Annotated in this window: 28 protein-coding genes; 9 read left to right on the top strand and 19 right to left on the bottom strand. The window is 72.4% G+C overall.

The genetic code is table 11. From position 1 onward, the window contains the following. Nucleotides 1-17: 17 nt before the first annotated feature. Nucleotides 18-1,346 carry a Gfo/Idh/MocA family protein gene (locus ACZ6NZ_RS22715; RefSeq protein ID WP_465860019.1) on the bottom strand — a complete coding sequence of 443 codons (1,329 nt, stop codon included), beginning with the start codon at nucleotides 1,344-1,346 and terminating at the stop codon, nucleotides 18-20. A gap of 236 nt (nucleotides 1,347-1,582) precedes the next feature. Here ACZ6NZ_RS22715 and ACZ6NZ_RS22710 point away from each other — a divergent pair, with 236 nt between their 5' ends. Genes ACZ6NZ_RS22710 through ACZ6NZ_RS22685 form a run of 6 tightly spaced genes read left to right on the top strand, consistent with a single transcriptional unit; the run spans nucleotide 1,583 to nucleotide 7,521 of the window. After that, complete coding sequence (locus tag ACZ6NZ_RS22710; RefSeq protein ID WP_366606741.1) at nucleotides 1,583-2,713, top strand: LacI family DNA-binding transcriptional regulator; 1,131 nt, start codon at nucleotides 1,583-1,585, stop codon at nucleotides 2,711-2,713. A gap of 19 nt (nucleotides 2,714-2,732) precedes the next feature. Further along, the gene (locus tag ACZ6NZ_RS22705; protein WP_465860018.1) at nucleotides 2,733-4,082 is read left to right on the top strand and encodes an ABC transporter substrate-binding protein; all 1,350 of its coding nucleotides are present in this window, start codon (nucleotides 2,733-2,735) and stop codon (nucleotides 4,080-4,082) included. Between the two features lie 35 nt (nucleotides 4,083-4,117). Then, nucleotides 4,118-5,101: a carbohydrate ABC transporter permease gene (locus ACZ6NZ_RS22700; RefSeq protein WP_366606744.1), complete on the top strand. Its 984-nt coding sequence runs from the start codon at nucleotides 4,118-4,120 to the stop codon at nucleotides 5,099-5,101. Further along, nucleotides 5,101-5,988 (top strand): carbohydrate ABC transporter permease, encoded by an 888-nt coding sequence (locus tag ACZ6NZ_RS22695; protein WP_357230038.1) that lies wholly within the window; start codon nucleotides 5,101-5,103, stop codon nucleotides 5,986-5,988. The genes ACZ6NZ_RS22700 and ACZ6NZ_RS22695 overlap by 1 nt, the downstream gene beginning before the upstream one ends. Beyond that, nucleotides 5,972-6,673 (top strand): hypothetical protein, encoded by a 702-nt coding sequence (locus tag ACZ6NZ_RS22690; protein ID WP_465860017.1) that lies wholly within the window; start codon nucleotides 5,972-5,974, stop codon nucleotides 6,671-6,673. Before ACZ6NZ_RS22695 ends, ACZ6NZ_RS22690 begins: the two co-directional genes overlap by 17 nt. Continuing rightward, a complete protein-coding gene (locus ACZ6NZ_RS22685) occupies nucleotides 6,670-7,521 on the top strand; it encodes a DUF6807 domain-containing protein (protein WP_465860016.1) in 852 nt (283 codons plus the stop codon). The genes ACZ6NZ_RS22690 and ACZ6NZ_RS22685 overlap by 4 nt, the downstream gene beginning before the upstream one ends. A 42-nt stretch (nucleotides 7,522-7,563) precedes the next feature. Here ACZ6NZ_RS22685 and ACZ6NZ_RS22680 read toward each other — a convergent pair whose 3' ends face one another. Further along, complete coding sequence (locus tag ACZ6NZ_RS22680) at nucleotides 7,564-8,094, bottom strand: TetR/AcrR family transcriptional regulator (protein WP_465860127.1); 531 nt, start codon at nucleotides 8,092-8,094, stop codon at nucleotides 7,564-7,566. Here ACZ6NZ_RS22680 and ACZ6NZ_RS22675 point away from each other — a divergent pair. Next, a complete protein-coding gene (locus ACZ6NZ_RS22675; RefSeq protein ID WP_465860134.1) occupies nucleotides 8,063-8,953 on the top strand; it encodes a hypothetical protein in 891 nt (296 codons plus the stop codon). The two genes, ACZ6NZ_RS22680 and ACZ6NZ_RS22675, sit on opposite strands and share 32 nt — an antisense overlap. Here the strand turns inward: ACZ6NZ_RS22675 and ACZ6NZ_RS22670 are convergent. The 16 genes from ACZ6NZ_RS22670 to ACZ6NZ_RS22595 all read right to left on the bottom strand — a co-directional run bounded on the left by ACZ6NZ_RS22670 (nucleotide 8,913) and on the right by ACZ6NZ_RS22595 (nucleotide 23,284). Beyond that, a complete protein-coding gene (locus tag ACZ6NZ_RS22670; RefSeq protein WP_465860015.1) occupies nucleotides 8,913-9,668 on the bottom strand; it encodes a hypothetical protein in 756 nt (251 codons plus the stop codon). The two genes, ACZ6NZ_RS22675 and ACZ6NZ_RS22670, sit on opposite strands and share 41 nt — an antisense overlap. A gap of 30 nt (nucleotides 9,669-9,698) precedes the next feature. Beyond that, on the bottom strand, nucleotides 9,699-10,160 hold the full coding sequence (locus ACZ6NZ_RS22665; protein ID WP_366606752.1) for a hypothetical protein: 462 nt from the start codon (nucleotides 10,158-10,160) through the stop codon (nucleotides 9,699-9,701). Beyond that, entirely contained in the window at nucleotides 10,157-11,086 is a 930-nt protein-coding gene (locus ACZ6NZ_RS22660) for a carbohydrate-binding protein (protein ID WP_366606754.1), read from the bottom strand. Before ACZ6NZ_RS22660 ends, ACZ6NZ_RS22665 begins: the two co-directional genes overlap by 4 nt. Then, entirely contained in the window at nucleotides 11,083-11,598 is a 516-nt protein-coding gene (locus tag ACZ6NZ_RS22655; RefSeq protein ID WP_366606755.1) for a phage tail protein, read from the bottom strand. Before ACZ6NZ_RS22655 ends, ACZ6NZ_RS22660 begins: the two co-directional genes overlap by 4 nt. Next, nucleotides 11,579-14,251: a putative baseplate assembly protein gene (locus tag ACZ6NZ_RS22650; RefSeq protein ID WP_465860014.1), complete on the bottom strand. Its 2,673-nt coding sequence runs from the start codon at nucleotides 14,249-14,251 to the stop codon at nucleotides 11,579-11,581. The genes ACZ6NZ_RS22655 and ACZ6NZ_RS22650 overlap by 20 nt, the downstream gene beginning before the upstream one ends. Next, nucleotides 14,248-14,682, bottom strand: a complete 435-nt coding sequence (locus tag ACZ6NZ_RS22645) for a GPW/gp25 family protein (RefSeq protein WP_465860013.1) — start codon at nucleotides 14,680-14,682, stop codon at nucleotides 14,248-14,250. The genes ACZ6NZ_RS22650 and ACZ6NZ_RS22645 overlap by 4 nt, the downstream gene beginning before the upstream one ends. Next, nucleotides 14,679-15,017, bottom strand: a complete 339-nt coding sequence (locus ACZ6NZ_RS22640; protein WP_355007388.1) for a hypothetical protein — start codon at nucleotides 15,015-15,017, stop codon at nucleotides 14,679-14,681. The genes ACZ6NZ_RS22645 and ACZ6NZ_RS22640 overlap by 4 nt, the downstream gene beginning before the upstream one ends. Then, a complete protein-coding gene (locus ACZ6NZ_RS22635) occupies nucleotides 15,017-16,609 on the bottom strand; it encodes a contractile injection system protein, VgrG/Pvc8 family (RefSeq protein WP_465860012.1) in 1,593 nt (530 codons plus the stop codon). The genes ACZ6NZ_RS22640 and ACZ6NZ_RS22635 overlap by 1 nt, the downstream gene beginning before the upstream one ends. Further along, on the bottom strand, nucleotides 16,606-17,466 hold the full coding sequence (locus ACZ6NZ_RS22630) for a CIS tube protein (protein WP_465860011.1): 861 nt from the start codon (nucleotides 17,464-17,466) through the stop codon (nucleotides 16,606-16,608). The genes ACZ6NZ_RS22635 and ACZ6NZ_RS22630 overlap by 4 nt, the downstream gene beginning before the upstream one ends. After that, entirely contained in the window at nucleotides 17,466-18,944 is a 1,479-nt protein-coding gene (locus ACZ6NZ_RS22625; RefSeq protein WP_465860010.1) for a hypothetical protein, read from the bottom strand. The genes ACZ6NZ_RS22630 and ACZ6NZ_RS22625 overlap by 1 nt, the downstream gene beginning before the upstream one ends. Beyond that, nucleotides 18,919-19,401 carry a phage tail protein gene (locus ACZ6NZ_RS22620; protein ID WP_030327509.1) on the bottom strand — a complete coding sequence of 161 codons (483 nt, stop codon included), beginning with the start codon at nucleotides 19,399-19,401 and terminating at the stop codon, nucleotides 18,919-18,921. The genes ACZ6NZ_RS22625 and ACZ6NZ_RS22620 overlap by 26 nt, the downstream gene beginning before the upstream one ends. Nucleotide 19,402: 1 nt before the next feature. Continuing rightward, nucleotides 19,403-20,653 (bottom strand): phage tail sheath family protein, encoded by a 1,251-nt coding sequence (locus tag ACZ6NZ_RS22615; RefSeq protein WP_465860009.1) that lies wholly within the window; start codon nucleotides 20,651-20,653, stop codon nucleotides 19,403-19,405. Nucleotides 20,654-20,676: 23 nt separating this feature from the next. After that, entirely contained in the window at nucleotides 20,677-21,375 is a 699-nt protein-coding gene (locus ACZ6NZ_RS22610) for a carboxypeptidase-like regulatory domain-containing protein (protein ID WP_465860008.1), read from the bottom strand. Further along, on the bottom strand, nucleotides 21,372-21,980 hold the full coding sequence (locus ACZ6NZ_RS22605; RefSeq protein ID WP_366606771.1) for a glycine zipper family protein: 609 nt from the start codon (nucleotides 21,978-21,980) through the stop codon (nucleotides 21,372-21,374). Before ACZ6NZ_RS22605 ends, ACZ6NZ_RS22610 begins: the two co-directional genes overlap by 4 nt. 12 nt (nucleotides 21,981-21,992) lie before the next feature. Then, nucleotides 21,993-22,328, bottom strand: a complete 336-nt coding sequence (locus ACZ6NZ_RS22600) for a hypothetical protein (RefSeq protein WP_355007395.1) — start codon at nucleotides 22,326-22,328, stop codon at nucleotides 21,993-21,995. Nucleotides 22,329-22,471: 143 nt separating this feature from the next. After that, complete coding sequence (locus tag ACZ6NZ_RS22595; RefSeq protein ID WP_465860007.1) at nucleotides 22,472-23,284, bottom strand: LppM family (lipo)protein; 813 nt, start codon at nucleotides 23,282-23,284, stop codon at nucleotides 22,472-22,474. A 140-nt stretch (nucleotides 23,285-23,424) separates the two neighbouring features. On the opposite strand from ACZ6NZ_RS22595, the gene ACZ6NZ_RS22590 reads away from it, so the two are divergent. Continuing rightward, nucleotides 23,425-23,889 (top strand): NUDIX hydrolase, encoded by a 465-nt coding sequence (locus ACZ6NZ_RS22590; protein WP_366606774.1) that lies wholly within the window; start codon nucleotides 23,425-23,427, stop codon nucleotides 23,887-23,889. On the opposite strand, the gene ACZ6NZ_RS22585 is transcribed toward ACZ6NZ_RS22590, so the two are convergent. Further along, nucleotides 23,859-25,022 (bottom strand): FAD-dependent oxidoreductase, encoded by a 1,164-nt coding sequence (locus ACZ6NZ_RS22585; protein WP_465860006.1) that lies wholly within the window; start codon nucleotides 25,020-25,022, stop codon nucleotides 23,859-23,861. The two genes, ACZ6NZ_RS22590 and ACZ6NZ_RS22585, sit on opposite strands and share 31 nt — an antisense overlap. A 67-nt stretch (nucleotides 25,023-25,089) precedes the next feature. Here ACZ6NZ_RS22585 and ACZ6NZ_RS22580 point away from each other — a divergent pair, with 67 nt between their 5' ends. After that, on the top strand, nucleotides 25,090-25,719 hold the full coding sequence (locus ACZ6NZ_RS22580; RefSeq protein WP_465860005.1) for a TetR/AcrR family transcriptional regulator: 630 nt from the start codon (nucleotides 25,090-25,092) through the stop codon (nucleotides 25,717-25,719). The last annotated feature ends 507 nt before the right edge of the window (nucleotides 25,720-26,226 follow it).

The following is a 26,226-nucleotide window of genomic DNA, read 5'->3' as shown; positions in this document are numbered from 1 at the left end:
GCTCCTCGTCTCCTGTGTCAGCGGGGGGTGAGCAGGTCGGCGACGCGGACGGGTTGGCCGGTCTCGAAGGACCGGTTGGCGGCCAGACCGGTGAGCAGGGCCAACGCGCCGTCGTCGGCGGTCGCGGCGCGGCCCAACGGGTCGGGTTGACCGCCGAGGAGCACCCCGGTCATCCGGGCGTCCGCGCCGCCGTGCCCGTGCCGGCTGCGGCCCTGCACCGGGATCTGCCGGGGCGGGGCCCAGAACGGGCGCAGGGTAAGCGTCGCACCGCCGCCCTCGGCCGGCGCCTCGGCACCGTGCAGGGCGGCGCCCTTGACCGCGCCGGCGGTGCCCCGGTCGACGTAGTCGTTCTCGGCCACGTTCAGCTCCAGCCGGCCCCGGCTGCCGTTGACCATCACCCGGTAGCCCTCCCAGGGCGCGTACGCGGTGAGGTGGTAGGTCATGGTGGCGCCGGTGGAGTAGCGGGCCAGCACCGCCATGTCGTCCTCGATGCTCACCCCGGGCGCGAAGACGTTGCGGTCGCGCTGGTAGCCGTCCTCGGCCTCGGCGTCGAGGTACAGCTCCCGCAGCCGGGGATGCGCGTCCAGCCGCAGGGCGAACGGGTCGTCGGCGGCGGCGGGGGAGCCGTGCGCCCGGTCGTAGTCGCGGGCGTAGCCGTGCCGGCGACCGTCCTCGCCGTAGAAGAAGAGTCGGCCGGCCGCGTACACCTCGACGGGCGTGGCGGCCAGCCACCAGTTGACCAGGTCGAAGTGGTGGCTGGCCTTGTGCACCATCAGCCCGCCGGAGGTGGCCTTGTCGCGGTGCCAGCGGCGGAAGTAGTCCGCGCCGTGGCGGACGTCGAGCAGCCACTCGAAGTGCACCGAGCCGATCTCGCCGACCGCGCCCTCGGCCAGCAGCCGGCGAACCTGTTCGTGCAGCGGGTTGTAGCGGTAGTTGAAGGCGACCGTCACCCGCCCGCCGGTCTCGGTGACCGCGTCCAGGATCCGCCGGCAGCGGGCCGCGTCCACAGTCATCGGCTTCTCGGTGACCACCTCCCGGCCGGCGCGCAGGGCTGCCACCACGTACTCGTCGTGGGTGACGTCCACGCTGGTGACCAGGACGGCGTCCACGCGTTCGGCGTTCAGCATCGCCGCGAAGTCACCCGCCGGGTACGTGGGCACCGGGCGGTGCCCCAGCTCGCCGAGCCAGCGGTTGTGCGCGTCCATCCGGGCCTGGTTCACGTCGGCGAAGGCGACCAGCTCGGTGGTGTCGGCGTGATCGAGCACCAGCGCCCGGACGAACATCTCGGCTCGCGCGCCGGTGCCCACGACGGCGTACCGGACCCGTCCGGCGGCGTTCGGTGACATGCGGTCGCCTCCCGTGGTCCTGCAAAGGTTTGCAGTGAAGTAATCACGATCGATGCGTTCACGTCAACGAGGGCGGCATGATCGGCGTTATTTGTCAACATTTGGGGGGTTGAAGATGACCAAGGGGAGTGTGCGCGCAACGAAGCCGACATCATTGACCGTTGACACTGGCACAACCGTTTGCATTAATGGGCCACACCTGCGTGACCGCCACCACATCGGACGAAGGGGCCGCCGTGCCAGTCACCATCCGGGACGTCGCCCGGGCGTCCGGTGTGCACATCTCCACCGTCTCCCGCACCTTCTCCGCTCCACACCTGGTCAACCCGGAGACCCGGGTCCGGGTGCTGGCCTGCGCGGAGGACCTGGGCTACCGGCCCAACCGCGCCGCCCGGGCCCTGATCACCGGGCGGACGCACAACATCGGGCTGATCATCGCGGACATCGCCAACCCGTTCTTCCCGCCGCTGATCAAGGCGGCGGAGAGTCAGGCCCGGCACCGCGACTACCACGTCTTCGTGGCCGACACCAACGAGGACCCGACCGCCGAGGAGGAGTTGGTCCACGCCCTCGCGAAGCAGGTGGACGGCGTGCTGCTGTGCAGCCCTCGGATGAGCAACAGCCTGATCGAGCAGCTCAGCCGCGAGGTGCCACTGGTCGTGGTGAACCGCCAGGTGACCGGCCTGCCCTGCGTGCTGATGGACGTCGGGCAGGGCGCCCGGTCGGCGATCGAGCACCTGGTCGGCCTGGGGCACCGCGGCATCGCGTTGCTCGGTGGACCACGCAGCTCGTGGACCAACCGGGAGATGCGCCGGGCCGCCGGCGCGGCCGCCCGCGCCGGTGGCGCGGAGCTGACCATCCTCGGCCCCAACGCGCCCACCGAGGTCGGCGGCTCCGCCGTCGCCGAGCAGGTGCGACGCAGCGGCGTGTCGGCAGTGCTCGCCTACAACGACCTGATGGCGATCGGCCTGATCGAGGGGCTGGACGCGCTCGGGGTCCGGGTGCCGCAGGAGGTGAGCGTCGTCGGGGTCGACGACATCACCCTGAGCCGGCTGACCCGCCCCAAACTGACGACGGTGGCCACACCCACCGGGGCCGCCGGCCGGACGGCCGTCGACATGCTGCTGCAACAGGACATCGAATCACCGCGCGGCGCGCGGGGGTCCGGTGCCGGCACGGCGCTCGGCGTCCGTCGTACCACCGCACAGGTAATGCTCCAGACCGACCTGGTCATCCGCGACTCGACCGGCCCGGGCCCGTACGCCCGACCGGCACGTCCCCTGGCCGCACCACGTGGCCCGGGCCCGCATTGCCCTGCGGACCCGGGCATCCCGACTGCGGCCACCGGTGACGCCGTCGCCTCCTAATGCCGAGGAGTGAGCGCACATGCACCCCGCAACGCCCCCCACCACTGACGCGTCCGTCGGGCGCGCCCACCGTACCCCGCTGCCCCGGCGGCACCTGCTGCGTGGCCTGCTCGCCGTGACGGTCGCCGCACCGCTGATGTTCGGCGCCGCCGCCTGCGGAGACGACGGCGGCGGTGCCGCCGACCCGAACGCCCCGGTGAAGCTCTCGATCTTCTGGTGGGGCGGCGACGCCCGGGCCAAACTGACCGAGGACGCCCTGGCGCTCTACACCAAGAAGCACCCGAACGTGACCTTCGAGAAGACCTGGCAGGCCAACCAGGGCTACTTCGACAAGCTGGCCACCCTCACCGCCGGCGGCAACCCGCCGGACCTGTTCCAGATCGACGACAACTACCTCGCCGAGTACGCGGCCCGCAACACCACGCTCGACCTGACCTCTTACCAGGAGTCCGGGAAGCTGGACACCTCCAAGTTCCCCGAGAGCCTGTGGAAGTACGGCGTCGTCGACGGCAAGCTCGCCGGCCTGGCGGCCGGGGAGAACACCCAGGGTCTGGTCTACAACAAGACGCTGCTGACGAAGCACAACCTGCCCGAGCCGACCACCGGGATGAGCTGGGAGCAGCACATCGCCTGGGCCGAGCAGGTCACCGCGAAGACCAAGGTGCCCGGCACCCAGGACCCGAGCGCCGACTACAAGGCGTTCTGGGTCTGGCTGCGCCAGCAGGGCAAGGACCTCTACAAGGGCAAGGATCTGGGCTTCACCGCCGAGGACGTGACCGCGTGGTTCGACCTGTGGAAGGGCGCCCGGGACCGCAAGGCCACCCCGAGCGCCGACGTCATCCACGAGGGCAACTCCAGCGACGTCACCAAGCAGTTGGTGGTCACCGGCAAGTCGGCGACCTCCTGGGTCTGGGCCAACCAGATGCCGGACCTGAAGAAGAACACCAAGGACGAACTGGGCGTGATCGCCTACCCCGGTGACCCGAGCGCGCAGTGGGCCCGTGCCTCGATGTACTGGTCGGTGTTCAAGGGCAGCAAGAACAAGGACGTCGCGGTCGACGTGATCAACTTCCTGAACAACGACGTCGAAGCGGTCAAGCTGCTCGGTACCGACCGTGGTCTGCCGGCCAACCTGGACCTGCGCCGCGTGGTCAGCGACGACACCACCGACCCGGCCATGAAGCAGTCCATCGCCGTCGAGGCGGAGCTGACCCAGAAGTTCGGCGAGTCGCCGCAGGTCCCGATCAAGGGGCACAGCAAGGTGAAGTCCGAGCTGATCAAGGCCGCCGAGAACGCGCAGTACGGCCGGGCCACCCCCGCCGAGGCCGCCACCCAGTTCATCGAGGCGTGCAAGTCCGCCATCGCCTGACCGTCCGCTAGTCGAGGCGAGGAGAGGAGCTGTTCGTGGCGTTGACCACGGCGCCCGACCCGACCCGACGCGGCCCCGGATCCGTCCGGGCCCACACGCAGAGGCGTGGGCCCGGACGGATCCGGCACAGCGAAGGTCTGGCGGGGTACGTCTTCCTGTCGCCGTGGCTCATCGGCCTGATGGGTGTCACGGCGATCCCCATGCTGCTGTCGCTCTACCTGAGCTTCACCAACTACGACATCCTCACCCCCTTCTCCGAGGTGGAGTGGGTGGGGTTGGCCAACTACGAACGGATGTTCACCGCCGACCCGTCGTACTGGCACGCGGTGCGGGTCACGCTGACCTTCGCGTTGATCGCCGTACCGCTGAAGCTGGCCGCGGCGCTCGGCGTGGCGCTGCTGCTCAACCGCGCCTGGCGCGGTGTCGGGTTGTTCCGCGGGCTGTTCTACCTGCCGTCCCTGCTCGGCGGCAGCGTCGCGCTGGCCATCGTCTGGGTCAACATGTTCAACCGCGACGGCGCGTTCAACTCGCTGCTGAGTCTCTTCGGCATCACCGGCAAACCGTGGGTCAACGACCCCGACTGGGCCCTCGAAACACTGATGGTGCTGGCCATCTGGCAGTTCGGCGCACCGATGGTGATCTTTCTGGCCGGGCTCAAGCAGGTGCCCACCGAGCTGTACGAGGCCGCGTCCGTCGACGGGGCCGGCCGGTTCCGCCAGTTCCGCAACGTCACCCTGCCGATGCTCTCCCCGGTCATCTTCTTCAACCTGGTGCTGGAGACCATCAACGGCTTCCAGGGCTTCACCGCCGCGTTCGTGCTCAGCAACGGCACCGGCGGGCCGGTCGACTCCACCCTGATGTACACGCTGAACCTCTACATCACCGGCTTCACCGACCTCAACATGGGCTACGCCTCGGCGATGGCCTGGGTGTTCCTGCTCGCCATCGCGGTCATCACCGCGATCTTCTTCAGCACCGGACGGTTCTGGGTGCACTACTCCGACGGGGAGGACCGGTGATGGTGGCGGTGACCCCGACGACCGCAGCGCCGCCGAACGTGCGCCGACGCCCCGGCGGCCGGCCGGTGCTGCGACTGCTGATCCTGGTGGCGATCGTCGCCGTGGTGCTCTACCCGCTGATCTGGATGGTGGGCACCTCGCTGAAGTCCCAGGAGGAGATCGTCAACAACGTCGGGCTGCTGCCGGAACGGTTCACCCCGGGCAACTACACCGCCGGGTGGTCCAACTTCGACGTCAGCTTCGGCCGGTTCTTCCTCAACAGCGCCATGGTCAGCCTGCTCACCGTCATCGGCAACGGGCTCTCCTGCCTGCTGGCCGCGTACGCCTTCGCCCGGCTGCGGTTCCGGCTGCGCGGCATGTGGTTCGCCGTCATGATCGGCACGCTGCTGCTGCCGCAGCACGTGTTGATCGTGCCGCAGTACATCCTGTTCCGCACGCTCGGGCTGGTCGGCGGCGACTGGCCGTACCTGCCGCTGCTCATCCCGCAGTTCCTGGCCACCGAGGCGTTCTTCGTCTTCCTCATGGTGCAGTTCATGCGGGGCGTACCCCGGGAGCTGGACGAGGCGGCCCGCATCGACGGTGCCGGCCCGTTCGGCATCTTCCGGCACATCATCCTGCCGCTGAGCCGCCCGGCGCTGGTCACCACGGCGATCTTCTCGTTCATCTGGACCTGGAACGACTTCTTCCGCCAACTGGTCTTCCTGTCCCAACTGGAGGACTACACCGTCCCGGTCGCGCTGACCCTGTTCATCGACTCGACCAGCCAGAGCGCGGTCGGCCCGATGTTCGCCATGTCGGTGCTGTCGCTGCTGCCGGTCTTCCTGTTCTTCGTCGCGTTCCAGCGGATGCTCGTCGAAGGGATCAACACCAGTGGCATCAAGGGCTGAACCCGTCGACAGCGAGGGGCGGCGGGACTGGCGCGACGTGGTCCGCGACGCCGCCGACCTGGCCCTGCTGGGCATCCTGCTGACCCTCGCGGCGGCACCCCTGCTCAGCGCCGCCGCGGCGCTCGGCACGGCCAGTGCGGCGCTGCACGACTGGACGCGTACCGGCAGCTGGCCGTCGGCGGGCACGACCGTGCGTCGGTTCGGGCGCTCACTGCTGCCCGGTGTGCCGATCAGCCTGCTCGCGCTCGCCGGTGCCGCGCTGCTCGCCGCCGACCTGGCCGCGCTGGCCACCGGCCGGGTGCCGGGCGGCCCGGCTGCGCTGCTGGTGACGGCGCTGGTCGCGGCCGGCCTGACCGGGTACGCCGGGCTGGTCGTCGTCGAGGTGGGCGGCAACGGGGGCGGGCGGTGGCGGGCCTCGGCCCGCTCCGCCGCCCGCGCCTGCCTCGACGCGCCCACCCGCTGGGCGGCGCTCACCGGGGTCGTCGCGCTCGCCGGGCTGCTCACCGTCCTGGTCACCCCGGTCGCGGTGCCGATCCTCGCCGGCTACACCATGGCCGCCCTGCACGCCGTGACCGTCCGCCGGCCGGTCTCGGCGCACCCCACCGCCGGCCAGCGGGGGCCAGCCGACCCGACCGTCCGCCGACCGGCCCCGGCCGTCGTCGGCGGGCGCGGGGAGCTGCCGTGACCGGGGCGGAGGAGCCGGTGCGGCTGACGGTCGGGGCCGCCGAGGTGGCCGAGTACGTGCTCGACCCGGCGCTCGACGCGCGGCACGGGCCGCGACCCTACCTGCACCCGGTGCGCACCCTCGGCGGAACGGTGGTCACCGACGCGCTCCCCGCCGACCACGTGTGGCACCTCGGCGCGTCCCTCGCCGTCCAGGACGTCGACGGCAGCAACCTCTGGGGCGGGCGCACCTACGTCCGCGACATCGGCTACACCTGGCGCGACGACCATGGCGTCATCGCGCACACCGGGGAGGTCGAACGGTCCCCGGGCCGCTACGCGCACGATCTCCAGTGGCGTGACCGGGCCGGCGGGGTGCTGCTGACCGAGCGGAGGTGGCTCGCCGCGTCGGTGGTCACGCCGGACGCCTGGCGCCTCGACGTGGAGTCCGTCCTCGTCGCCCCGGACGACCGGGAAATCCGGCTGGGCAGCCCGGCCACCAACGGCCGCCCGGGCGGGGCCGGCTACGGCGGGTTCTTCTGGCGGGCCGCCGCCGACGACGAACCGGCGGTGTTCACCGCCGACGCGGCCGGGGAGGAGACGGTCAACGGCAGCGCGGCGCCGTGGCTCGCGCTGACCGGCGTCCGGTCGGGCGGCGGGGCGTACACCCTGGTCTTCGCGGGTCTTGGCCGCGGCGACAGATGGTTTGCGCGGACCGGGATGTATCCGGGGGTCTGTGTGGCGTTCGCGTTCGACCGACCGGCGGTGGTGCCGGCCGGTGGGAGCCGGCACGGCCGGTACCGGGTGTGGGTGGTCGACGGGACCCTCGACCGCAGTGGTGTGGCGGCCCTGGTCGCGGCGGTGCCGTGACCGCCGTACCAGGACGGCCCGTCATGAGGCGCTCAGGACACGTCAGGTCAGGAGTTCGCGGGCCAGGGCCTCGGCCCACCAGCGCTCGACGTGATCGGGTTGCCAACCCCGTTCGCCGGTCAGTGTGGTGTAGACGTCGATGTTGCAGATCGCCGCATAGATGTCGACGGCCGACCGTACGTCCAGTCCTTGCCGGAGAACGCCACCCGACCACGACGAGAACACGTGGATCCTGGTCTCGTTCCCCCGCTGACGGCCGTCGCGGTAGACGCTCGCCAGCGCGGGCTCGGTGCGGCCCGCCTCGCGGACGAGCGCGATGATGTCACCGGCGCGCTCGAAGAGCCGCCGGTCGTAGCCGGCCATCGCCGCGAGCTGCCGCACCGGATCGTTCTCGGCCTCTTCCAGCTCGGCGAGCGACTGCGATGGATTCGCGGCGATGTCTGCCGCGTCGGCCAGGGCCTGGATCAGGCCGATCTTGTTCCCGTAGACCGCGTAGACGGTCGGTACCGAGACCCCCGCCTCCCGTGCCACGTCACGTACCGTGGTCGCCGCCCAGCCGCGGGAGAAGAACAGTCGACGAGCGGCGCTGGCGATCTCACCCCTTGTCTCTGCCGCTTGCGCCGCCCGGTGCAGTGATTCGTACCTCCGCCTGCCTGTCTCGGCGGTCAATGGCTTGCCTCCTTCGGTTTTCGGCCCTTATATTGAATATATGTCGCGTAAACTCGGGGTCGGAAGCACCTGGGCATTCTCGCGGATCGCCGGACTCGCCGGGCTCGGCTTCGCCATCGTGATCGCCTCCACCAACGCCTTCCTGGTGCCAGCCGGCCTGCCCCACACCGGCGCTGAGACCAACGACGTGGTCCAGTTTTTCACCACCCGACAGGACACCGTCGGCCTCGCGTCGGCACTCGCCCCGATCGCCTGGGTGCTGGCCACCCTGTTCGGTGCCGGCGCGGTCTCCGTGCTGTGGCGTTCCGACCTCGAGCACGGCACAGCCTGGTCCCTGGTCGGGTTCGCCGGGGTGATCATGCAGAACATCACCTTTACCGGCGTGATGGCCACCCGGCTCGCGCTCGCGTCAACGACCGCGCAGGACGGCGGCTCGATCGCCGGGCTCTGGGCACTACACAACGCGCTGTTCGTCTTCAACGGCACCTTCCTGGCACTGGCCATGATCGGCCTGTCCATCAGCGGCCGACACGCCGGCCTGATCCGCCGCTGGCACGGCGGGATCGGTCTGCTGGCCGCCGCGCTCCAGTTCGGCTCGGCCGTGCTGAGCCCGCTGGCCATCGACGACCCCGGTACGGTCGGTCTCCTCGGCCTTGTCGGCTGGCTGATCTGGGTCGTGTGGGTCGTCGCCTACGGCATCAGCCTGATCCGCCCGACATCCGTCAGCGGCTCGGAAGAGCGGCGGTTACCCGGATGGCCTTGACGATCGCGGGGATGGAGCCGATCAGCAGCACCAGGCCCCAGATGATCGCGATGATCGCGAAGACCAGCGCCGCCACCTCGTCGACGATGCTGACCAGGATCACCGGCACCAGGTTGTGCAGGAACTCCAGCACGACAGTGCACAGCAGGGTGGTCAGGATCAGCAGGACGAGGCCCTTGTTCTGCAGGAACCGAGGCTGGGCCAACACCAGCATCCCGGCCCACAGCAGCTTGAGCAGCAGCACCAGCCCGAGCAGCACCGCCGCCTCACCGACCGGGAAGAAACCCCACAGCGCCAGGTAGGCCAGGGTGCCGAACGGGACGGCCAGGAACAGCGACACCATGATCATCAGCTCGACGAACGCGATGACCAAAGCGATCAAGCCGACGATGATCAGAATGATCGAGAAGATCAGGCTGGCGACGCCCTGCACCCGACCCTGGAGGCGCTCGGGCAGCAACAGACCGAGGCAGAACAGCCCGGTGCTCCAGACCGCCACCGCGTCGATCAACGCCAGGTAGCCGGTGCCCCGGCCGGACGGTTCGCTGACCCCGGACACGTCGTCGATCTCCACGTCCAGCGCGCCGGCGCTGTCGGCGAGGGCCGCGCCGGCGTCCGCGCCGCCGAGCAGCAGCCCGGCGCCGAGCTCCACCCCGATCGCCAGGACGATGGCGAGCATGGCCATCAGCAGGAACGGCTTGCGCAGGTCACCCACGGCGGCACCTTCCTCTCGGTCCCTGTCGATTCAGGACGTGGCCACGACGACCGTGCAGCCGCCCAGGCCGGGGCAGACCAGGCCCACCTCGGTGGCCTGGTCGACGGCGATCTTCGCCACCGCGCCGGTGCCGTCCGCGGCCGGCTCGACCTCGTCGCGGATGGTGAGGTCGGCGTCGCCGGGCGCCGGGGCGACGACCGTGAACCGTGCCGCGCTGCGCAGCACGAGGGTGCGCAGCCCACCGGGATCCGCCACCCGCACCACGCAATCGCCGGAGAACTCCAGGCGGCCTGTCTCGTCGGCGCAGTCGGCGCTGACCGTCACCGGATCCACAGCGGAACGCTCGCCGCCCAGCGCGCCCAACCGGTCGACGAACCCGTGCCGGGCCCCCGGATCACCCCGGTCGTCGCGGCCCGCCCCGACCGCTACCACGAACAGCGCCACCAGCAGGACGGCGAACAGGCCCAGCAGCGCCTTCTGCCGGCCACTCATCGCGCCACGGCCTGCGCCACGACCTCGGTGAACCGGATCTCGTCGACGCCGGCGAAGTAGCGGTTCGTGCCCTGCGTCTTGCCGACCACCAGAAGCGTGACCTGGTGGGGGCCCTTGGTGAGCTGGACCGTGCCGACGTCCAGGAACTCCGTCTTTCGCACCGTCGGGCTGAAACCGAGGAACGTCCCGCCGACCTGGCCGCCGTCGATGACGAAGACGGTGTTGGCGTAGTCGAGGGAGGTGGTGCGTACCGCGGCGAAACGCCAGGTGCCGTCGGCCGGGATCTGCACCGTCACGGTGACCTTGTCGCCGATGGCCAACCCCTGGAAGAACAACTGCTTGTCGCCGGACCAGGTCACCCCGCAGCAGTTGGGTTGCGCCTCCACCTTCGCGGCGCTCTTCTTCGGAGACTCCACCAGCGCGCCCTCCACCAGGCTCTCCGCCTCGACGGTGACCACCCGCGGCGCGCCGGGGGTCGGCTCGCCGTCGCGGGTCAGCAACACCACCCCCACGGCGACGACCACCAGCACCAACGCCGCGGCGGCGGCGATCCACAACCACGGGGTACGCCGTGGCGGCGCGACCGCCCGCACCTCGTAGGTGACCCGGCCGCTGGAGCGGGAACTCTCCTCCGGCGCGGTGTTGGCCGAGTACGCGAACCCGGTCATGTCGTAGCGCCGGGGCGCGGTGCCGGCCGGTACGGCGAGCGTGACCAGGAACGACACCGAGCCCTGCCCGGGTACCACGCGTTGGGGTTCGGCGACGGTGAACCAGGCCCGCTGGGAGCCGTCACCGGGTGCCACGTCGAACACCACGGTGTCCGGCGCGTTACCCGGGTTGGAGACGGTGAAGGTCAGCTCGCCGCTGTTGCGCGGGTCGAGGGTGAACTGCTCGGCGGCGGCGACGACCGCCCACTCGGTGGTCATGACGACTCCTCTTCCAGGACGATCTCGACAGTGGCCGAGGCGGGTTTCTCCGCCTCGACGATGCGGGTGATCACGGCGAGCTGACCGGCGGCGGCGACCGGCACCCGCACCACGACGTGGAAGTCCCGCTCGGGAGGCTCGTCGATGGCGAAGCCCGACAACCCGGTGGCCAACTCCAGGGCCCGGCGCATCCCGTACGGGGTGCCGCGCCAGCGGGCCAGCAGGGCGGCGTTGGCCACCAGGTCGCGCAGCCGACCCACCGGCAGCGGCAGCGGGGTGTCCGGTCGGGGCGAGGCCACCACGTGATCCATCGCCACCCAGCGGGTCAACCGCACGACCAGCCCGTCCGGTGCCCGGTACGGGTCGAAGAGCGCGTCCACCTCGGCGAGGATCGCCTCGTCCGGGGCGTGCAGCCCCTCCATCACGTCCAGCAGCGCCCAGAGCACGCTGCCGGGCACGCAGGCCCGCTGGTAGGCGGCGGGCAACAGCCGTTCAATCGCCGAACGTCGCATCCTGGCGCACCACCTCGATGTCGTGCTCGCCGGAGCAGAGCAGCCAGGTGTCGGGGACGGTCACCACGTCGGCGGTGGCCTGGTTGGCGCTGGGCGTCCAGGTGACGGCGTCGGCGCTGCGGTGCACGCCGCGCTCGCCGCTGGCCAGGATCAGCCGCTCCGCCGCGCCGGTGCCGCCGGCCGTCGCGCCCCCGGCCGTGGGGCCGCTCACCGCGATGGCGTCGACCGGCACGAACCGGGTCCGGTCCCGCAACGGCAACCCGCAGTTGACCGACACCGCCTGCCACTGCGGCTGGGTGGCCAGGGTGTCCAGCCGCAGCACCCCGCCGCTCTGGGTGGCCGCCACCGCCTGCTGACCGGCGAACGCAAGGTCCCGGCAGGTGCCGCCGATCCACCCGCTCTGCATCGACTGCCACTTCACGTCCGACTCGAACAGCCGGGTGCGGTGGCAGCCCTGGCCGGGCTTCTTCGGGTCCGGCTCGCCCGCGCCGCTCCACAGCAGGGTGGCCGGGCCGTCGTACTGCACGGCGAGGACCCGGTTGTCCACGTTGGCCAGCCCGACGTGGGTGAAACTGCCGGGTCGGCCGCCGCCGGTCGACAGGTACACCCCGAAACTGGCCTGCGCCGCCACCGCCACCCCCGGCGCACCCCGCTCGGAGACGAACGTGCGCACCGCGTAGAAGCCCCGATCGGCGTCCGACGGGTCGACCAGGATCTGCAACGGCACCGCCCCGGGCAGCAGCGACACCTCGTACAGGCCGGTGTCGGTGGCCACCAGCAGCGCGCCAGCGCCGTCGCGGTCCAGCCAGGCCACGTCGGAGATCCGCGAGTCCAGGTCGGTGAGCAGCGACCACGTCTCGCCCAGGTCGGTGCTCAGGTGCACCCGGGAGCCGCCCGAGGCGCGCAGCGTCACCACGGCCACCGAGCCGGGACGCGCGACGATGCCCGGCCGTACCGGCGCGGGCGCGGGCGCCACCCGCAGCACCGTCTCGTCGTCGAAGCGACCGGCCGGTTCCCAACCCGCGCCGCCGTTACTGGAGCGGAACAGCACCGGGCCGCGCCCGGCGTACCAGGTGCGCGGCTGGTACTGGTCCACGGCGAGGGCGCGGACGTCGGCGTCCGGGGCCTCGTCGACCACGAACCGCACCGACTCGACGTAGCGCACCCCCGGCTCGGCGTGCTCCAGCAGCCGGTACACGTTGGACGCCCGCAACGGCTCGCCGAACGGCCAGCCGGTCGGGTTGAGCGCGGTGGGCAGCGGACTCAACGTCTGGTGCAGCCGGTCGTGGATGCGGCGACGGACCGCGTCCACGTCCTCCTCGCGGCGGACCACCACCCGGGCCCGTACGGACACCGCCTTGAAGCGTGCCCAGGTGGCCCGGGAGCGGATGCCGACCATCCGGCGTTCCTCCAGGTCCGCCTCGACCCGGTGGCGGGCCTCGGGCACCTCGTGCTCGCGCAGCACCGCCACCGGCAGCCGCCCGCCCGGTCGAGCCGCCTCCGGCACGTACGGCACCAGCACCACCTCGACCTCGCCCGGCCGGGCGAAGCTGTAGACCGCCGCGCGGGTGAACGCCCGCGCCCGCGCCACCGCCCCGGAGCTGGTCGCGAGGACCTCGAAGTCGCGGGCGGTGACCGCCCGTTGCTGGGCGAAGAACTCGTACGGGCCGCGCAGCAGCACCGACTCCAGCGCCTCCATCTCCCGGCCGCCGGCCGCCGGCGTGGGGTTGTCCACGCGTACCCCGGGTAGTGGGTCGCGCAGGCTGGTCAGCGTGCCCGCCGCCACGTTGCCGGTCGGCCCGCCACCGGCGCGGTACCAGAGCCGGATCTGCCGCCCGGCCGGCGGTACCGCCGCGACGGTCACCGGCGGGGCGGCGCTCGTCGGCGCGACCGCGTCGGCGGTGGCCTCCCCGTGCGGGGTCGACCCGGCGGGGGGTCGCAGGTCGAGGGCCGGGGCAAAGATGACAGTGCCGGAGCACCGGTCGACCAGGTACGCCTTGGCCTGCGGACCGAGCCCGGCGAAGCTGTCCACCGGCTGCCAGATCTCGAACGTGCGGCCATCGTGCTCGCGGGCCGCCGCGCCCAGCTCGACGGTGCCGGCCGCCACCTCCACCCCGAGCAGCAGGTCCAGCGCCTCGGCGGTGCGGGTCAGCGGCGCGCGCGTCGCGCGCAGCACCTGCCCCGGCTGGCCGGTGCCGACCCCGAGCAGCTCCGCCTCGACCGGCTCGCAGTGGTGCATCCGTACCGTCACCGACGTCTCGTCGGCGGGCAGCAGGGTCGGCTCGGTGGTGACGAACACGACCGGCCGGGGGTCCGCGCCCCGGGCCGCGGCGACCCGCAGCCCGGACGGGATCCGGACCACACCGCGGTCGGTGCCGGTCCGGGTGAACCGGACGTCCGCCCAGGCCGCTGTCGGCGCGTGGCGGGTGACCCCGAGCAGGTTCAGAAACGAGACGTACGCCTTGTCCGGCAACTGGTTCAACCGGTAGATCATCACCTCGGTGAGGTGGGCGAACGTCTCCACCAGCGCCATGCCGGGGTCGTGCGCCGACAGGTCGGTCCACGCCGGGCAGGACTGCCGGATCCGTTCCCGGGCCTCGGTGACCAGGTCGAGGAAACCGCGATCGTCCAGGTGCGGCACGGGCAGCGTCATGACGCTCCTCCCTCAGCGGGCTCGTCGGCCGGGAGCAGATCCACGGAGAAGACCAGCTGCCCGGGTGTCAGGCTGGCCCGCACCCGGTAGTCCAACCGGATCACCAGGCGCCACGCGTCGTCCGGGTCCGGCCCGGCGTCCACGTCGATCACCTCGACCCGGGGCTCCCACCGGGCGATGGCCTGCCGGACGTAGTGGATGGCCAGACCGGCGGTGGTGTCGTCGTTGGGCGCGAAGACCAACCGGTGCAGCCGGGAGCCGTACCCGGGTCGCATCAGCCGCTCGCCCGGCGTGGTCGACAGGAGCAGGAACAGCGCCTGCCGTACGCTCTCGTCGCCATCGGTCATCGCCAGGCCGCCGGCCGCGGTGAGCGCCAACCCGCCGGTACGGCCGGCGTCGAAGCCGGCGCCGACGAAGCGGAACGCCCTCACCGGTCCGCCCCCAGGAACTGCTGGCGGGGGTCACGCACCGTGTGCTTGACCAGCCCCGGCGGCGTGCCGTTGGTGAACCCCTCCAGGTGCGACAGCACCACCCGGTGCCCGTCCACGCGAACCCAGTCGCTGTAACCGACGCGCACGGTGAGCGTCGTGGTGCACGGCTTGATGGTCGGGCCGTAGTTCGGGCAGGCGACTATCTTGCGTCCCTCCGGGTCGTCGTCGACGAGCACGGGCACACCGGTGACGGTCACCCACTCCCGCGAGGGTCGGTTCTCGACCCGGCCGTCGTGATCGCAGGTGATCACGGAGTCCCGGTGGATCCAGCGCATCAGCCGCCTCCTTCGTGGTGGGCGCGGGCAAGCGTTCGGGCCTGCTCCGCCGCGGTGCTCGGGTCCTCCGTCGAGGCGGCGTGCAGGAAGTCCACGCTGCGGGCGCGCACCACGATGGCCCGGCCGGGTGCGGAGATCACCAGGTCGGACGCCGCGTGCAGGGTGGCCAGGTCGGGGGTCAGCTCCAGGAAGCTGCCGCCCTCGGTGCCCAGCCGCAGGCTGCGCCGCACGTCGTCGACGACGATCGACTGCCCGCCGGAGGTGCGCATCGTCCACCGGCGGGCCTTTCCGTCGTCGATGCCCGCGTCGTACGGCTCGACCGCGCCGAACAGCGAGCCGAGCACGATGCCCGAGGCCGGCTCGCCGCCGGGCAGCACCACCAGCACCGTGTCGCCCGGATCGGGGAGCGCCACCAGGCCCTTGCCCGGCCCGGCCCCGGGGCAGAGCACGGCCAGCCAGCCGGCGTCCAGGTCCCCGTACGCCGGGAGGGTCAACCGGACCCGGCCCAGCCCGTCCGGGTCGGCGACGTCCGTGACGCTGCCGAGGGTCACCACCGCGCCGCCGGTCGGGGTCGCCGGCGTGGCCGGCGGCACGGTGGAGAACCGGGTCAGGTGCCCGTCGCCGTCCACCGTGTGCACCACCTCGGTCAGCACGTACGTCCCGGCAACCGGGTCGGGCACCCCGCCGAGGTCGACGCGGCGGCCCGGGCGTAACGCCGGATCACCCTCGGCCACCCCCTCGGCCGTTGCCAGCGCCGCCGCCCGGCTGTCCAGTCGGGCCTGGGCCAGCGCCGCCAACTCGTCGTCGCTGCGGCCGGGCTGGTCCACAGCGGTGCGAACGCCGTCGGCGCCCACGTCGGCCGGGTCCGGGCGGTCGTCGGCGGGTCGGCCGCAGCGCGCCTCGTCGATCTGCTGGCTGATCACCTCGGCCCGCTGTGGATGCCAGCCCAGTGCCGCACTGGCACCGCTGGCCTGGTCGGTGTTGGTGGACAGTCGCAGGGTGTGCACCCCCGCGCCGAGCGTCAACGTGACCGGCTCCCCGTAGCCGGCGAGGGTGACCAGCCGGACCCCGTCACCGTCGGCGGCCAGGTGCAGCCCGGCCCGGCCGGCCACCTCGCGCAGCAGCTCAAGGTCGCTGTGCCGGTGCTGGAGCAGCCGCTCCAACCGGGGGCCGTCGACCTCGGCGGTCACCGCCAGCCCCACCGCGCCGCACAACTCCCGGGCCAACTCGACGGCGGTCACCGAGGTGAAGACCCGCAACCCCTGCCGCTTGCGCAGCCGGTGCAGTGGGTCGTACGCCCGCAACCGCAGCACCGCCGCCCCGTCGGCGGCGAACTCCACCTCGACGCAGGTGACCTCGCCGCTGAACAGGACGTCCTCGTGGTCGGCGAGCCGTACGTCGAGCGCCGTGCCGGGGCGTACCGGCGGGTCGAACGCGCCGGTCCCGGCGGTGGTGGCGAGCACCAACTCGGCCTGGGTGGGCTGGTTGAGCCGGGCCGCCACCCGCACCGAGCGGACCCGCTCACGAGCCGCGCCGACCAGCTCGACGCCGTCCAGCAGGACGACCAACGCCCGGGGCGCGAGGCTGGTCACGGCGTACCCCCGGGACTGCCGGACGCGCTCGGAGCCGGGCCGGTCGGCGCGATCCACGACGCGTCGGCGATCGAGGCACCCAGGTACGACGCCCCCGCGCCCACCACGCCCGCCGCCCGCGCCAACCCGGTCGCCGCAGCGGTGCCGGCGGCCGGCGGCACGGCGAGGGTGGTGCCGGCCGGCACGGCCAGGGGATCGGTGATCCGGTTGTGTTCGGCCAGCAGCCGCCAGCGCAGCGGCGAGCCGAGCGCGTCGTTGGCCAGCAGATCGAAACGCACACCGGAGCGACCCGGCTCGGCCGCGCCGTCACCGGCGGCGATCACCGCGCTGCCCGGCAGGGCGGTCGGGGTGCTCGCGGCGGCCAACTCCTCGGCGAAGCCGGCCTCGGCCTGATCGGCCGTCTCGGCGGCCCGGACCAGCTTCAGCCGCAGCCAGGACCGCCGCGGCGACCCGGTGCCGGTGAACGCGTCGAACCGTTCCGCCACCGCGACGATCACACCCGGCACGTTCCAGGTCTTGCCCCAGACCAACCGGACCAACGGCGGTCGCAGCCAGCCATGCTCGGCAGTGGAATTCTCCGCCAGCATCCACAGCGGGCGGGTGAGCACCCGAACGTCGGCCGGGCGCAGTTGCGCCTCCACGAAGTCGACGTCGAAGAGCAGGTCGAGCACCAGCTCGGTACGGCCACCACCGGTGAAGACCAGCGGGTCGTCGGCCAGCCCGGCCCCGGTGAGCTGCCCGCCGCCGGCACCCCGCTGCCGTACGCCGGCGAGCCGGGTCACCTGCACGGTCTCCGGGTTGAGCAGGCAGTCCACCCGGACACCGGAGGAGTCGATGAGGAAGGCGACGCGTTCCATCAGTCACCCGCCTGTTCCCGGTCCAGTCGGGTCAGCTGGGCGGCGTCCACCGCCGCGCCGGCGACCGACCACAGCGCGGAGTCGTCGGGCAGCGCTGGCCACGGGTCGACGCCGCGGGCCGCAGCGCCGGGCGGCGGCCCGTCGATGCCCGTCGGTCGTCCGCCGCCGCCCGCCTCCGTTCCCGCGTCGTGCCGTGTGGCCGGGCGCTCGGGTGGCGCACCGGGCAGGGCCAGCCACGGTCCGCCGCCCGCCACCCGATCCAGGTCACCGCGCGCAGAGGCCGACGGGTGCCCGGCGCTCGTCGCCGTCCACCCGGTCCAGGATGCGTCGACCCCGCCCCGGATCGGCCTGGTCCCGGTGCTGCCCGGCACAGCTGCGTCGGCCCGAGACGTCCAGGCCGCGGCCTGCGCACCACCCCGCGGGTGCCCGCTCTGGTCCTCCCGGGGCCGGGGCTGACCGTCCGGGTGGCCCCCGAATCCGTCGCGGCCACCCGAGAGGGTGGTGGGTCGCGCGGGGAACGAGCCGGTGGGACGCCGGTGGTCGACCTCGCCGGACCGCCTGCCGTCCAGGGGCGGATGTGAGGTGGCCCCGGCCCGGTGCGGGCGGTCGCTCGGTGAACCGTGCGGCCCGAAGACCAGGGAACGGACCGGCTGCCGGGGCCCGTCCGCCCGGGGCAGTCCGCTCGCGTTGAGGGCTGTGGTGTCGACGGTCGCGGCGTCGAGGGCAGCGGCGTCCACGGCCCTGGTCTCGTGGGTCGTGGCGCCGTGGGCCGTGGTGTCGATCTGGGCCGTGGTGTGGATCTGGGCCGTGGTGTCGACCCGGGCCGCCCGCCGTACCGGAGGCACCGCCGCGCCCGGTTCCGCCGGCCAGGTCGAACCGGCTGGCGGGGTCGAGGCGTCCGGCCCGGTGGATCCGGTCGGTGGGGTGTTCAGGTCCGAGGTGGACGAGGGCCTCCGGCCGCCGGCAGCACCGGTCCGCGTACCGTCGGGCTGGTCACCGGCTCGCGACGGACGGCCCGCCCTGCCGGTGCGGTCCTCGGCACGCGACCTGGTCGGCCCCGTGTCCGCGCTCGCACCGGGACCGCCCACACCCCCCTCGTCGCCGGGACCGCCGAGCCTGCCGAGCCTGCCGAGCCTGTCGGACCCGCCCGACCTGGCGTTCGCGACCGGGTCCGCACCGTCGGCCTCGGTTCGACCGGTCGGGTCGCCCTGCCCGCCGTCCCGGACCCCGCCCCCGGCCTGGCCGGTCGGGGACGGGTCGAGGTCCAGGTCGTGCAGCAGCCCGGGCGCGTGGGCGGCGACCAGGTCCAGCCAGTGCCGAGGCGGCTCCCCGAAACGGCGTGGGGCCGCCTCGGGGGTCTGCGACGGTGGCGGAGGGTGACCGGCGGGCTCGACCCGCCCGGCGAGGCTCTGCACCGCTGCGGCCGCCGAGCGCAGTCGGCCGGCCAGCCAGCTACGCGGGCGTCGGCGCGGTGGCACCGCCGGTCTCCAGCTCCAGGCCCTCGTAGCGCAGGGTCAGCGAGGCGATGGCGATCTCGTGGCTGAGGGTGTTGAGGTGCGCCCCGCGCCACCGGGTCGGCCAGGCGTCGATCAGGTTCCAGCGCAGCACCTCCGCCGTCCCGACCGAGTCGAGCAGCACCACGGAGACGTTGCGCCGGTTGAGGGTGCCCTGGGCGGTGGCGTTCACCCAGTCCCACAACTCGCGGGAGGCGGTGAGGCCGAAGTGCAGCGTCACCGGCTCGTACTCGGCCTGGCCGGGCACCATCCGCATCCGACCCAGGCCGTGCTCCCGGTACGGCTGCCCGGGGATGTTCACCTCCAACCCGGTCATCTCGGTGAAGTGGCCGTTGGTGACGCCGTTGATGAGCAGTCGGAAGTTGTACGCCCGGTACGGGTCGACCGGGGCCCCGGGTTGCGGGGTGGCGGTGGTGGGCATGTCAGCCTCCGATCGTCTCGGTCTCGGTGCCGCCGGCCCACTGGCTCAGCTTGAACACCACGAACTCGGCGGGCTTGACGACCGCGATGCCGATGTGGGCGATCACCATGCCCGCGTCGCGGACGTCCGGCGGGTTGGTCTCCTCGTCGCACTTGACGAAGAACGCCTCCTCCGGGCTGCGCCCCAGCAGCGCGCCGTCGCGCCACACCCGGGTGAGGAACGCCCCGATGTCGCGCCGGATCGAACGCCAGAGGGTGAAGTCGTTGGGCTCGAACACCATCCACCGGGTGCCGTTGGCGATGGCCTGCTCGATGGCGATGCTGAGGCGTCGCACGTTGAGGTAGCGCCACTCGCTGGCCTCGGCGGCGAGCGTACGGGCGCCCCAGACGCGGATGCCCTCGCCGGCGAAGTAACGGATCACGTTGACACCCTTGGGGTTGAGCACGTCGTGTTCCGGTCGGGTGACCAGGTAACCCAGGTCGACAGCGCCGCGCACCGGCTCGTTGGCCGGTGCCTTGTGCACCCCGCGCAGGGCGTCGGTGCGGGCCCAGATGCCGGCCAGGTGCCCGCTCGGCGGGGTGAGTTCCAACTCGCCGCTGATCGGGTCGCGTACCCGCAGCCAGGGGTAGTAGAACGCGCCGAACTCGGACTGACGCGGCCGGTAGGCGGCGCCCTCGTGGCCGCCGGAGCCGCCCGGCTGGGCCGAGCCGCCGCCGGGACCGCCACCGGTACCCTCGGCGGGCTTGGCGGGTTTGCCGGAGGACGGCGTGGCCACCTTGGTCAACGCGGAGATGTCGTCGATGTCCGGCGCCGGGTCGCAGATCGCGACCATGGTGCGGGTGCGCTCGGCCATGCTGAGCAGCGCCTCGTGCGACACCACGTCGTGGAAGCCGGGCGCGGCGATGATCGAGATCTCGTCGACGGCCTCCAGCAGTTGCAGACCGCCGCGCCGCTGCCCGGAGCCGGTGATCGCGCCACCCTCGCCGACGTTGACCACCCAGCAGCGGGCGCCCCCGTTGTCCAGGAAGCCGAAGACCGCCCGTGCCAACGGGGTGCTCTCCACCCGCTCGCCGGCGGCGAAGAGACGCAGGAACTCCGTCCAGTTGTTGACCGGCACCGCCTTGCCCAGGTGGGCGGAGCGGTCCGGGGCGACGCCGACGAACGCGGCGATGCTGGTGCTCACCGGCCCGATCGGTCGGGCGCCGCTGGGGACCTCCTCGACATAGATGCCGGGGGAGAAGTAACTGGGCATCGGTCCTCCTGTGCCTGTGGGTGTCAGTGGGTCGGTGGCGCGCAGACGATGACGATGTCGTCCTCGGTCGGGTCGACGTCGGCGCTGAGGACGAGCCCGCGTCCGCTCAGCCGCAGCCGGACCGGGCTCGGGTGCTCGGGGTCGTGCGGGACACCGACGATCAGGAACCGTCCCTCGGTATCGGTGCGGGTGGCGGAGCCGGTGGCGGGCAACTCGACCCGCATCGCGGCCAGTGGCTGCTGCTGGGGGCCGACGACCCGCCCGCCGAGGCTGCGTACGTCGAGTTGCCGCAACCGCAGCGGTTGCAGCACCGGCGGCGCGGCCGGGGTCGGGTGGTCCACCTGCGCCGCCACGTCGATCAGCAGCGCCGGTCGGGGCGCGGTACCGAACGCCGTCCACAGCGGTGGGTCACCGGCCTCCAGCACGACCGGGTAACTGCCGTCGCTGGTCGCGGCGGTGAGCACCCGGTCCAGTCGGGGCAACCCGGCCGGACCGGTGACGCAGAGCAGGTGGCGGACGGTGAACCGGTACGGTTCGCGGACCGCGCCGCTGGAACGGGTCTGCCGGGCCGGGCGCAGTTCGAGGGGCCAGAGGGTGAGCCCGTCGGCGTCGTCGCACGCGCGGGGCGGGCCGATCGGGACCGGTTCCCCCGCCGCGCTGGTCACCCAGGCGACCAGCGCGGCGGTGGCGCTCTCGATCGGTCCGCGCCCGTGGGTCGTCATCGCGGCGGCGTCCCCTGGATCCGGTACGCGATGGCCTCGTTCCACACGTGCGGGTAGACGCCGATCTCGAAGTACCGGGTGAAGCGGTTGATCGGCGCGTTGGTGTGGTCGTGGTAGAGCAGCCACACCGGCGCGATGGTGAACAGGACGTAGTTGGCCAGGACGAGGGGGATGTAGAGCGGCCCGAGCAGGCGACCCTGGAAGATGTGCACGTCCTCGTGCCGCTGGATGCCGGAGCTGGAGCCGGCGCAGACGGTGCCGATGGTGGTGGCGTAGCGAGGCGAGACTCCCTCCACCACGCTGACCCGACCGCTGCCCAGCGAGGTGGGCCGGTCCAGCGAGTGCCCGAAGATCAGATGCACCGTCAGGTAGATCGCGCCGACGACCGTGTTGAGCAGACTCCAGGTGTGGTCGACGACGAAGAGGAAGATGCCACGGGCGTCCGAGCCGTACACCCCGGCGGAGGCCACCGACCAGCCGAAGACCGCGCCGACCACCAGGCCCACGACGGCGCCGATCAGCAGCCCGACGGGGCCACCGGCGAGGAAGCCGAGCAGGGCGCCGAAGCCGACGTGAGCGGCTGCGCTGAGAATTCCGAAGACCATGACGGCACCCCCTCAGACCCAGGAACGGAAGACTCGGGGCTCACGACCGCTCGCGACCTGGGTCGGCGTCGCCTGTCGGTTGCCGGGCGGGAACTGGTTGACCCCGAGCGCGGCGGAGAAGATGACCAGCGCGTTGAAGAACGCGATGACCCACTTCTCGCCGCCGGCCTCGTCGGCGAACGCCGCTGTCACGTAGGACAGCAGCAGCGCGATGGCGATGGCGATCCACTTGCGGAGCTTGTCGCCGCTCGGGCCGATCAGTCCGCCGATGACGTTGGTGGCCAGGAGGGTGGCGGCGCTCGCGCCGGCAATGGTCCCCAGGGCTGCCCAGGTGAAGAGATCGTTCATGACGATCCCCCTTCTGCGATGGTGCGACCGGATGTGGTGGTGGTGAGGTCCGGTGCCCCTGCGGGGAGCACCGGGGCCGGTCGCCGTCGTCTCGGGGGCGGCCGGGGCCGGGCGTGGCCGGCCGAGCCGGCCACCGGAAGAGATCAGCCGGGCCCCGGGGCGCCGGCGGGAGGGCCTGGCGGCGGGGTCGGACCGGGCGTCGCCGTCGCCGCGGGGTGACGGCGGCGAATCAGGAGTACGCCCACCGCGGCGAGCACCAGCAGGAGGAGGACACCGCCGACGACGAACAGCCAGGGGAAGCCGCCGTCGTCCTCCTCGCCGGCGGCAACCGGCGAGGCGGACGGTCGTGGTGGCGCCTCGGCCACGGCCCGCAGCTCGGATGGCTTGTCCTGGTTGGGATCGACCTTCCAGCTGACCGACCGGCCGTTGACGGTGCCATTGCTGTCGATCACCCGGCCGGGAAATGTCACCGAGATCTCGAACGACATGAGCTTGAGGAACGCCTGTTGGTTCTGCGGATTCTGCTCCGCAACCTTTCCGCCGTATTTCTTGGGATCGAGCGGCAGCGTGAAGCGGTAAAGATCGCCGTCCCTGACCAGTTTGACACTCTCGGTGTCGAAACCGGCCAGCGGTGCCTTGCGGTAACTGATCTGGGAGCCGTAGAAAGTGTCGTCCTGGTAAAGGGTTTCCTCGCCCGCCGGTAGGGCGGGGATGTTCTGCCGCAACTCCGCGAAGGCGACCGGGAGGTTCTTGTTGCGACCGCTTAGCACGGACTTCTGGGCCGTCAGCAGGAGCTGCCCGTCGACCGTGTCGTCGGCGTTGACGGTCAACCCCATGTTGAGCTGCATGCAGCCGCTCAGTGCGGCGAGAAGAAGGAGGCACACCGCGACGCGGAGTGCCCTACCGCGGTTGACTCTCCTGTTCATGGGCTCAGTGTGTGTGATCGCTTTCACCATCAGCAGTCAGCGATCGGTCACAACGAAGTCGCCGATTTTACCGGCGCACTGTCGCCTTTGATTGGTTCCGTCGACGGCCCGAATGGCTATTCTGGAGCTTTGGGGCCACGACGGCTCCTCGCCGGCCGTAGTCTGGCTGGATGAGAATTGTCGCGTGCGTCCTGCTGGTAGATCCCGACGGGCGGCTGCTGTTGCAACTGCGCGACGGCGACGCGACACACCACCCGAACGTGTGGGGGCTGCCCGGCGGCCACGGCGAGCCGGGGGAGACGCCGGAGCAGACCGCCGAGCGGGAGTTGTTGGAGGAGACCGGCCTGCGCGCCGACGGTCCACTGCGACCGGTCGCCGTGCAGTCGCTGCCCGAGCTGGCCCGGGTGAAGCACTACTTCCTCGGCAGCACCAGGGCCCGGCAGGAGGACGTGGTGCTCGGCGAGGGCGCGGCGATGCTCTTCGTCCCCGGTGCCGACGTGCTCGACGGTCGTCCCTGGACGCCGGGCACCGTGGAGGTGTTGACCGAGTTCCTCGCCTCGGCGGAGTACGCCGCCCTGGCCGCCGGCCGGATCACCGGCCCGGCTCAGCCCGCCGGCGGTCGCCAGTCCGCGTAGCGAGCCATGCTACGCAGGGCCAGCCGGCTCGGGATGAGCCGCAACGCGACGGTCCGCATCGCGAAGGCGACCGGGTTGTGCAGCTGCTGCCCGAACCGTCCAGCGACGTAGGAGGCACGGGCGACTGACTGACTGCGTGGTCGACGCTGCTCGTCGTACGCGGCCAGGGCGGCGGGCACCTGCGTGGCGCCGCCGGCGCAGACCGCGCCGAGCACCACGGCGTCCTCGATCGCCTGCCCGGCGCCCTGCCCCAGGTTGGGTGTCATCGGGTGGGCCGCATCGCCGAGCAAGGCCACCCGCCCCCGCACGTACGAGGGCAGCGGCTCGGCCAGGTAGTGGATGTCGTTGCGCAGCACCACGTCGGGTGGGGTTGCCGCGAGAAGCTGCGGGATGGGGGCATGCCAGTCGCCGAAGTGCCCCCGCACGGCCGCCAACTCGTCGGGGGCGTGGCCACCGGGTGGAGCGTTCAGCGCGCCGTACCAGTAGAGCTGACCGTCGCCGATCGGCACCATGCCGAACTCGGCCCCCGGCCCCCAGGTGATGGCGGCCGGGATCGGCTCGGGATAGGCGATGGCAGCCCGCCACGTCGTCGATCCGGCGTACACCGGATCGGGGTGTTGCGGCCAGAGTTGAGCGCGGACCCGACTGCGCAGGCCGTCGGCGCCGACCACCAGATCGGCGGTGACCGTGTGGGAGCCGTCAGGCCCCTGGTAGCGCACCTCGGCGCTGTCCGGGCCCGACTCGACGTGCTCCACCACGGCGGAGGTGTGCAGGGATGCGGCGGGCAGGGCCTCGCGCAGGGTGCGGTGCAGCGTGGCCCGGTGCACGCCCAGCGCCGTGGTGCCGAGCTGCCTGATCATTTCCGCGGCCTCCACCCGGGACAACCACCGCCCGTGCCGGTCGCGCATTCCGCCGGGCGCCTCACCGTGTCCGCCCCGGCGCAGGGCCGGGCCGAGGCCGAGGGCGTCCAGCGCGCGGACCGCGTTCGCCATCAGGCTCAGGCCGGCGCCGACCTCGCGCATCTCGGGAGCGCGCTCCAGCACCGTGACCCGCCACCCGCGCCGGTGCAGGGCGAGCGCCGCGCTCAGCCCACCGATGCCGGCGCCGACCACCACCGCGTGTGAGTCGTCCATGTCGATCCTCCTTCTACACCTGTAGAAGAGCGATACTACCTCCGGACCACAAGGAGGGAGGAGTGCCATGACGGCGCGGGCGAACCGGATCGCGACACTGACCGACGCGGCCATCGAACTGATCGCCGATGGTGGCATGCGAGCCCTGACCCACCGGGCGGTCGACGGCCGCGCCGGAATGCCGCCGGGCACCACCTCCGCCTACCTGCGGACCCGGCAGGCGCTGATCGAGGCGGTGGTGGGACGGCTCGCCGAGCGGGACCGGGCCGACCTGGCCGCGTACGACCTGCCGAGCGGCCCGCCACCCCCGACCCCTGCCCCCCGGCTCGACAGCGGCGACCTCGACGCGCTCGCCACTGGCGTAGCCGAGGTGCTCGACCGCTGGTTGAGTACCGGCCGCAGCCGGAGCCTCGCCCGGTACGCGTGCCTGCTGGAGGCGGTGCACCGGCCCGAACTGCGCGGAATCCTGCAACACGGCACCGGCCTGCGGGTGCAGGCCCGGGACCTGCTGACCCGGGCCGGGGCCGCCGACCCTGATCGGCAGGGCGACCAGTTCGTGGCGTTCGTGGACGGGCTGCTCTTCGACCGGCTGGCCGGCGCGGGCGCGCTCAGCGCCCCACCGCCCGGTACGGTCGCCAGCCGAGCCGACCTGAGCACCGCCGTCCGTACGCTGCTGCGCGCCCTCACCGGAAGCTGACCCGACCGGCGTCGGCCGACGAACGGATCGGCGGGCCGGCCAGCCGCGTGGGCCCGACGGCGCGTGGGCCCGACGGCGCGTGGGCCCGACGGCGCGTGCGGGCTTGGTGGTGTGTGGGCCTGGCGGTGTGCGGCCTGGTGATGTGCGGCTTGGCGGCGCCTGGGCCCGACGGTGTGCGGGCCCGTCGGCGTGCGGGCTTGGTGGTGTGCCGGCCTGGTGGTGTGGGCTTGGGTGGTGTGTGGCCTGGTGGTGTGCGGGCTTGGTGGCGCATAGGCCCGACGGCGTGTGGGCTTGGTGGCGCATAGGCCCGACGGCGTGTGGGCTTGGTGGCGCGTGGACCCGACGGCATGCGGGCCTGACCGCGCGGGCCCACCTGGGCGCTTGCACCCTGGAGGATCGCGCAGCAGCCCGGTGATCAGGTCCGACGCGTGATGGGAGACGATCGCCACGGGGTGCCGCGGGCCGCCGGCATAGTGCGGAGGGCTGGCCCTTTGGAGCTGAATCGCT

It is taken from the genome of Micromonospora sp. NPDC047756, assembly GCF_055587245.1.
Note: the sequence above shows the minus strand (reverse complement) of the source record. Positions and strands in the feature narration are given on the sequence as shown.

Bases quoted from the DNA above. Each gene is read 5' to 3' on its own strand.
- ACZ6NZ_RS22595 (WP_465860007.1), bottom strand. From the start codon at position 23,284: ATGGTGAAAGCGATCACACACACTGAGCCCATGAACAGGAGAGTCAAC.
- ACZ6NZ_RS22580 (WP_465860005.1), top strand. From the start codon at position 25,090: ATGACGGCGCGGGCGAACCGGATCGCGACACTGACCGACGCGGCCATC.
- ACZ6NZ_RS22655 (WP_366606755.1), bottom strand. From the start codon at position 11,598: ATGCGACGTTCGGCGATTGAACGGCTGTTGCCCGCCGCCTACCAGCGG.
- ACZ6NZ_RS22585 (WP_465860006.1), bottom strand. From the start codon at position 25,022: ATGGACGACTCACACGCGGTGGTGGTCGGCGCCGGCATCGGTGGGCTG.
- ACZ6NZ_RS22705 (WP_465860018.1), top strand. From the start codon at position 2,733: ATGCACCCCGCAACGCCCCCCACCACTGACGCGTCCGTCGGGCGCGCC.
- ACZ6NZ_RS22660 (WP_366606754.1), bottom strand. From the start codon at position 11,086: ATGACCACCGAGTGGGCGGTCGTCGCCGCCGCCGAGCAGTTCACCCTC.
- ACZ6NZ_RS22615 (WP_465860009.1), bottom strand. From the start codon at position 20,653: ATGCCCAGTTACTTCTCCCCCGGCATCTATGTCGAGGAGGTCCCCAGC.
- ACZ6NZ_RS22650 (WP_465860014.1), bottom strand. From the start codon at position 14,251: ATGACGCTGCCCGTGCCGCACCTGGACGATCGCGGTTTCCTCGACCTG.
- ACZ6NZ_RS22600 (WP_355007395.1), bottom strand. From the start codon at position 22,328: ATGAACGATCTCTTCACCTGGGCAGCCCTGGGGACCATTGCCGGCGCG.
- ACZ6NZ_RS22665 (WP_366606752.1), bottom strand. From the start codon at position 10,160: ATGAGTGGCCGGCAGAAGGCGCTGCTGGGCCTGTTCGCCGTCCTGCTG.
- ACZ6NZ_RS22605 (WP_366606771.1), bottom strand. From the start codon at position 21,980: ATGGTCTTCGGAATTCTCAGCGCAGCCGCTCACGTCGGCTTCGGCGCC.
- ACZ6NZ_RS22640 (WP_355007388.1), bottom strand. From the start codon at position 15,017: ATGCGCTGGATCCACCGGGACTCCGTGATCACCTGCGATCACGACGGC.
- ACZ6NZ_RS22695 (WP_357230038.1), top strand. From the start codon at position 5,101: ATGGTGGCGGTGACCCCGACGACCGCAGCGCCGCCGAACGTGCGCCGA.
- ACZ6NZ_RS22715 (WP_465860019.1), bottom strand. From the start codon at position 1,346: ATGTCACCGAACGCCGCCGGACGGGTCCGGTACGCCGTCGTGGGCACC.
- ACZ6NZ_RS22590 (WP_366606774.1), top strand. From the start codon at position 23,425: ATGAGAATTGTCGCGTGCGTCCTGCTGGTAGATCCCGACGGGCGGCTG.
- ACZ6NZ_RS22610 (WP_465860008.1), bottom strand. From the start codon at position 21,375: ATGACGACCCACGGGCGCGGACCGATCGAGAGCGCCACCGCCGCGCTG.
- ACZ6NZ_RS22620 (WP_030327509.1), bottom strand. From the start codon at position 19,401: ATGCCCACCACCGCCACCCCGCAACCCGGGGCCCCGGTCGACCCGTAC.
- ACZ6NZ_RS22630 (WP_465860011.1), bottom strand. From the start codon at position 17,466: ATGGAACGCGTCGCCTTCCTCATCGACTCCTCCGGTGTCCGGGTGGAC.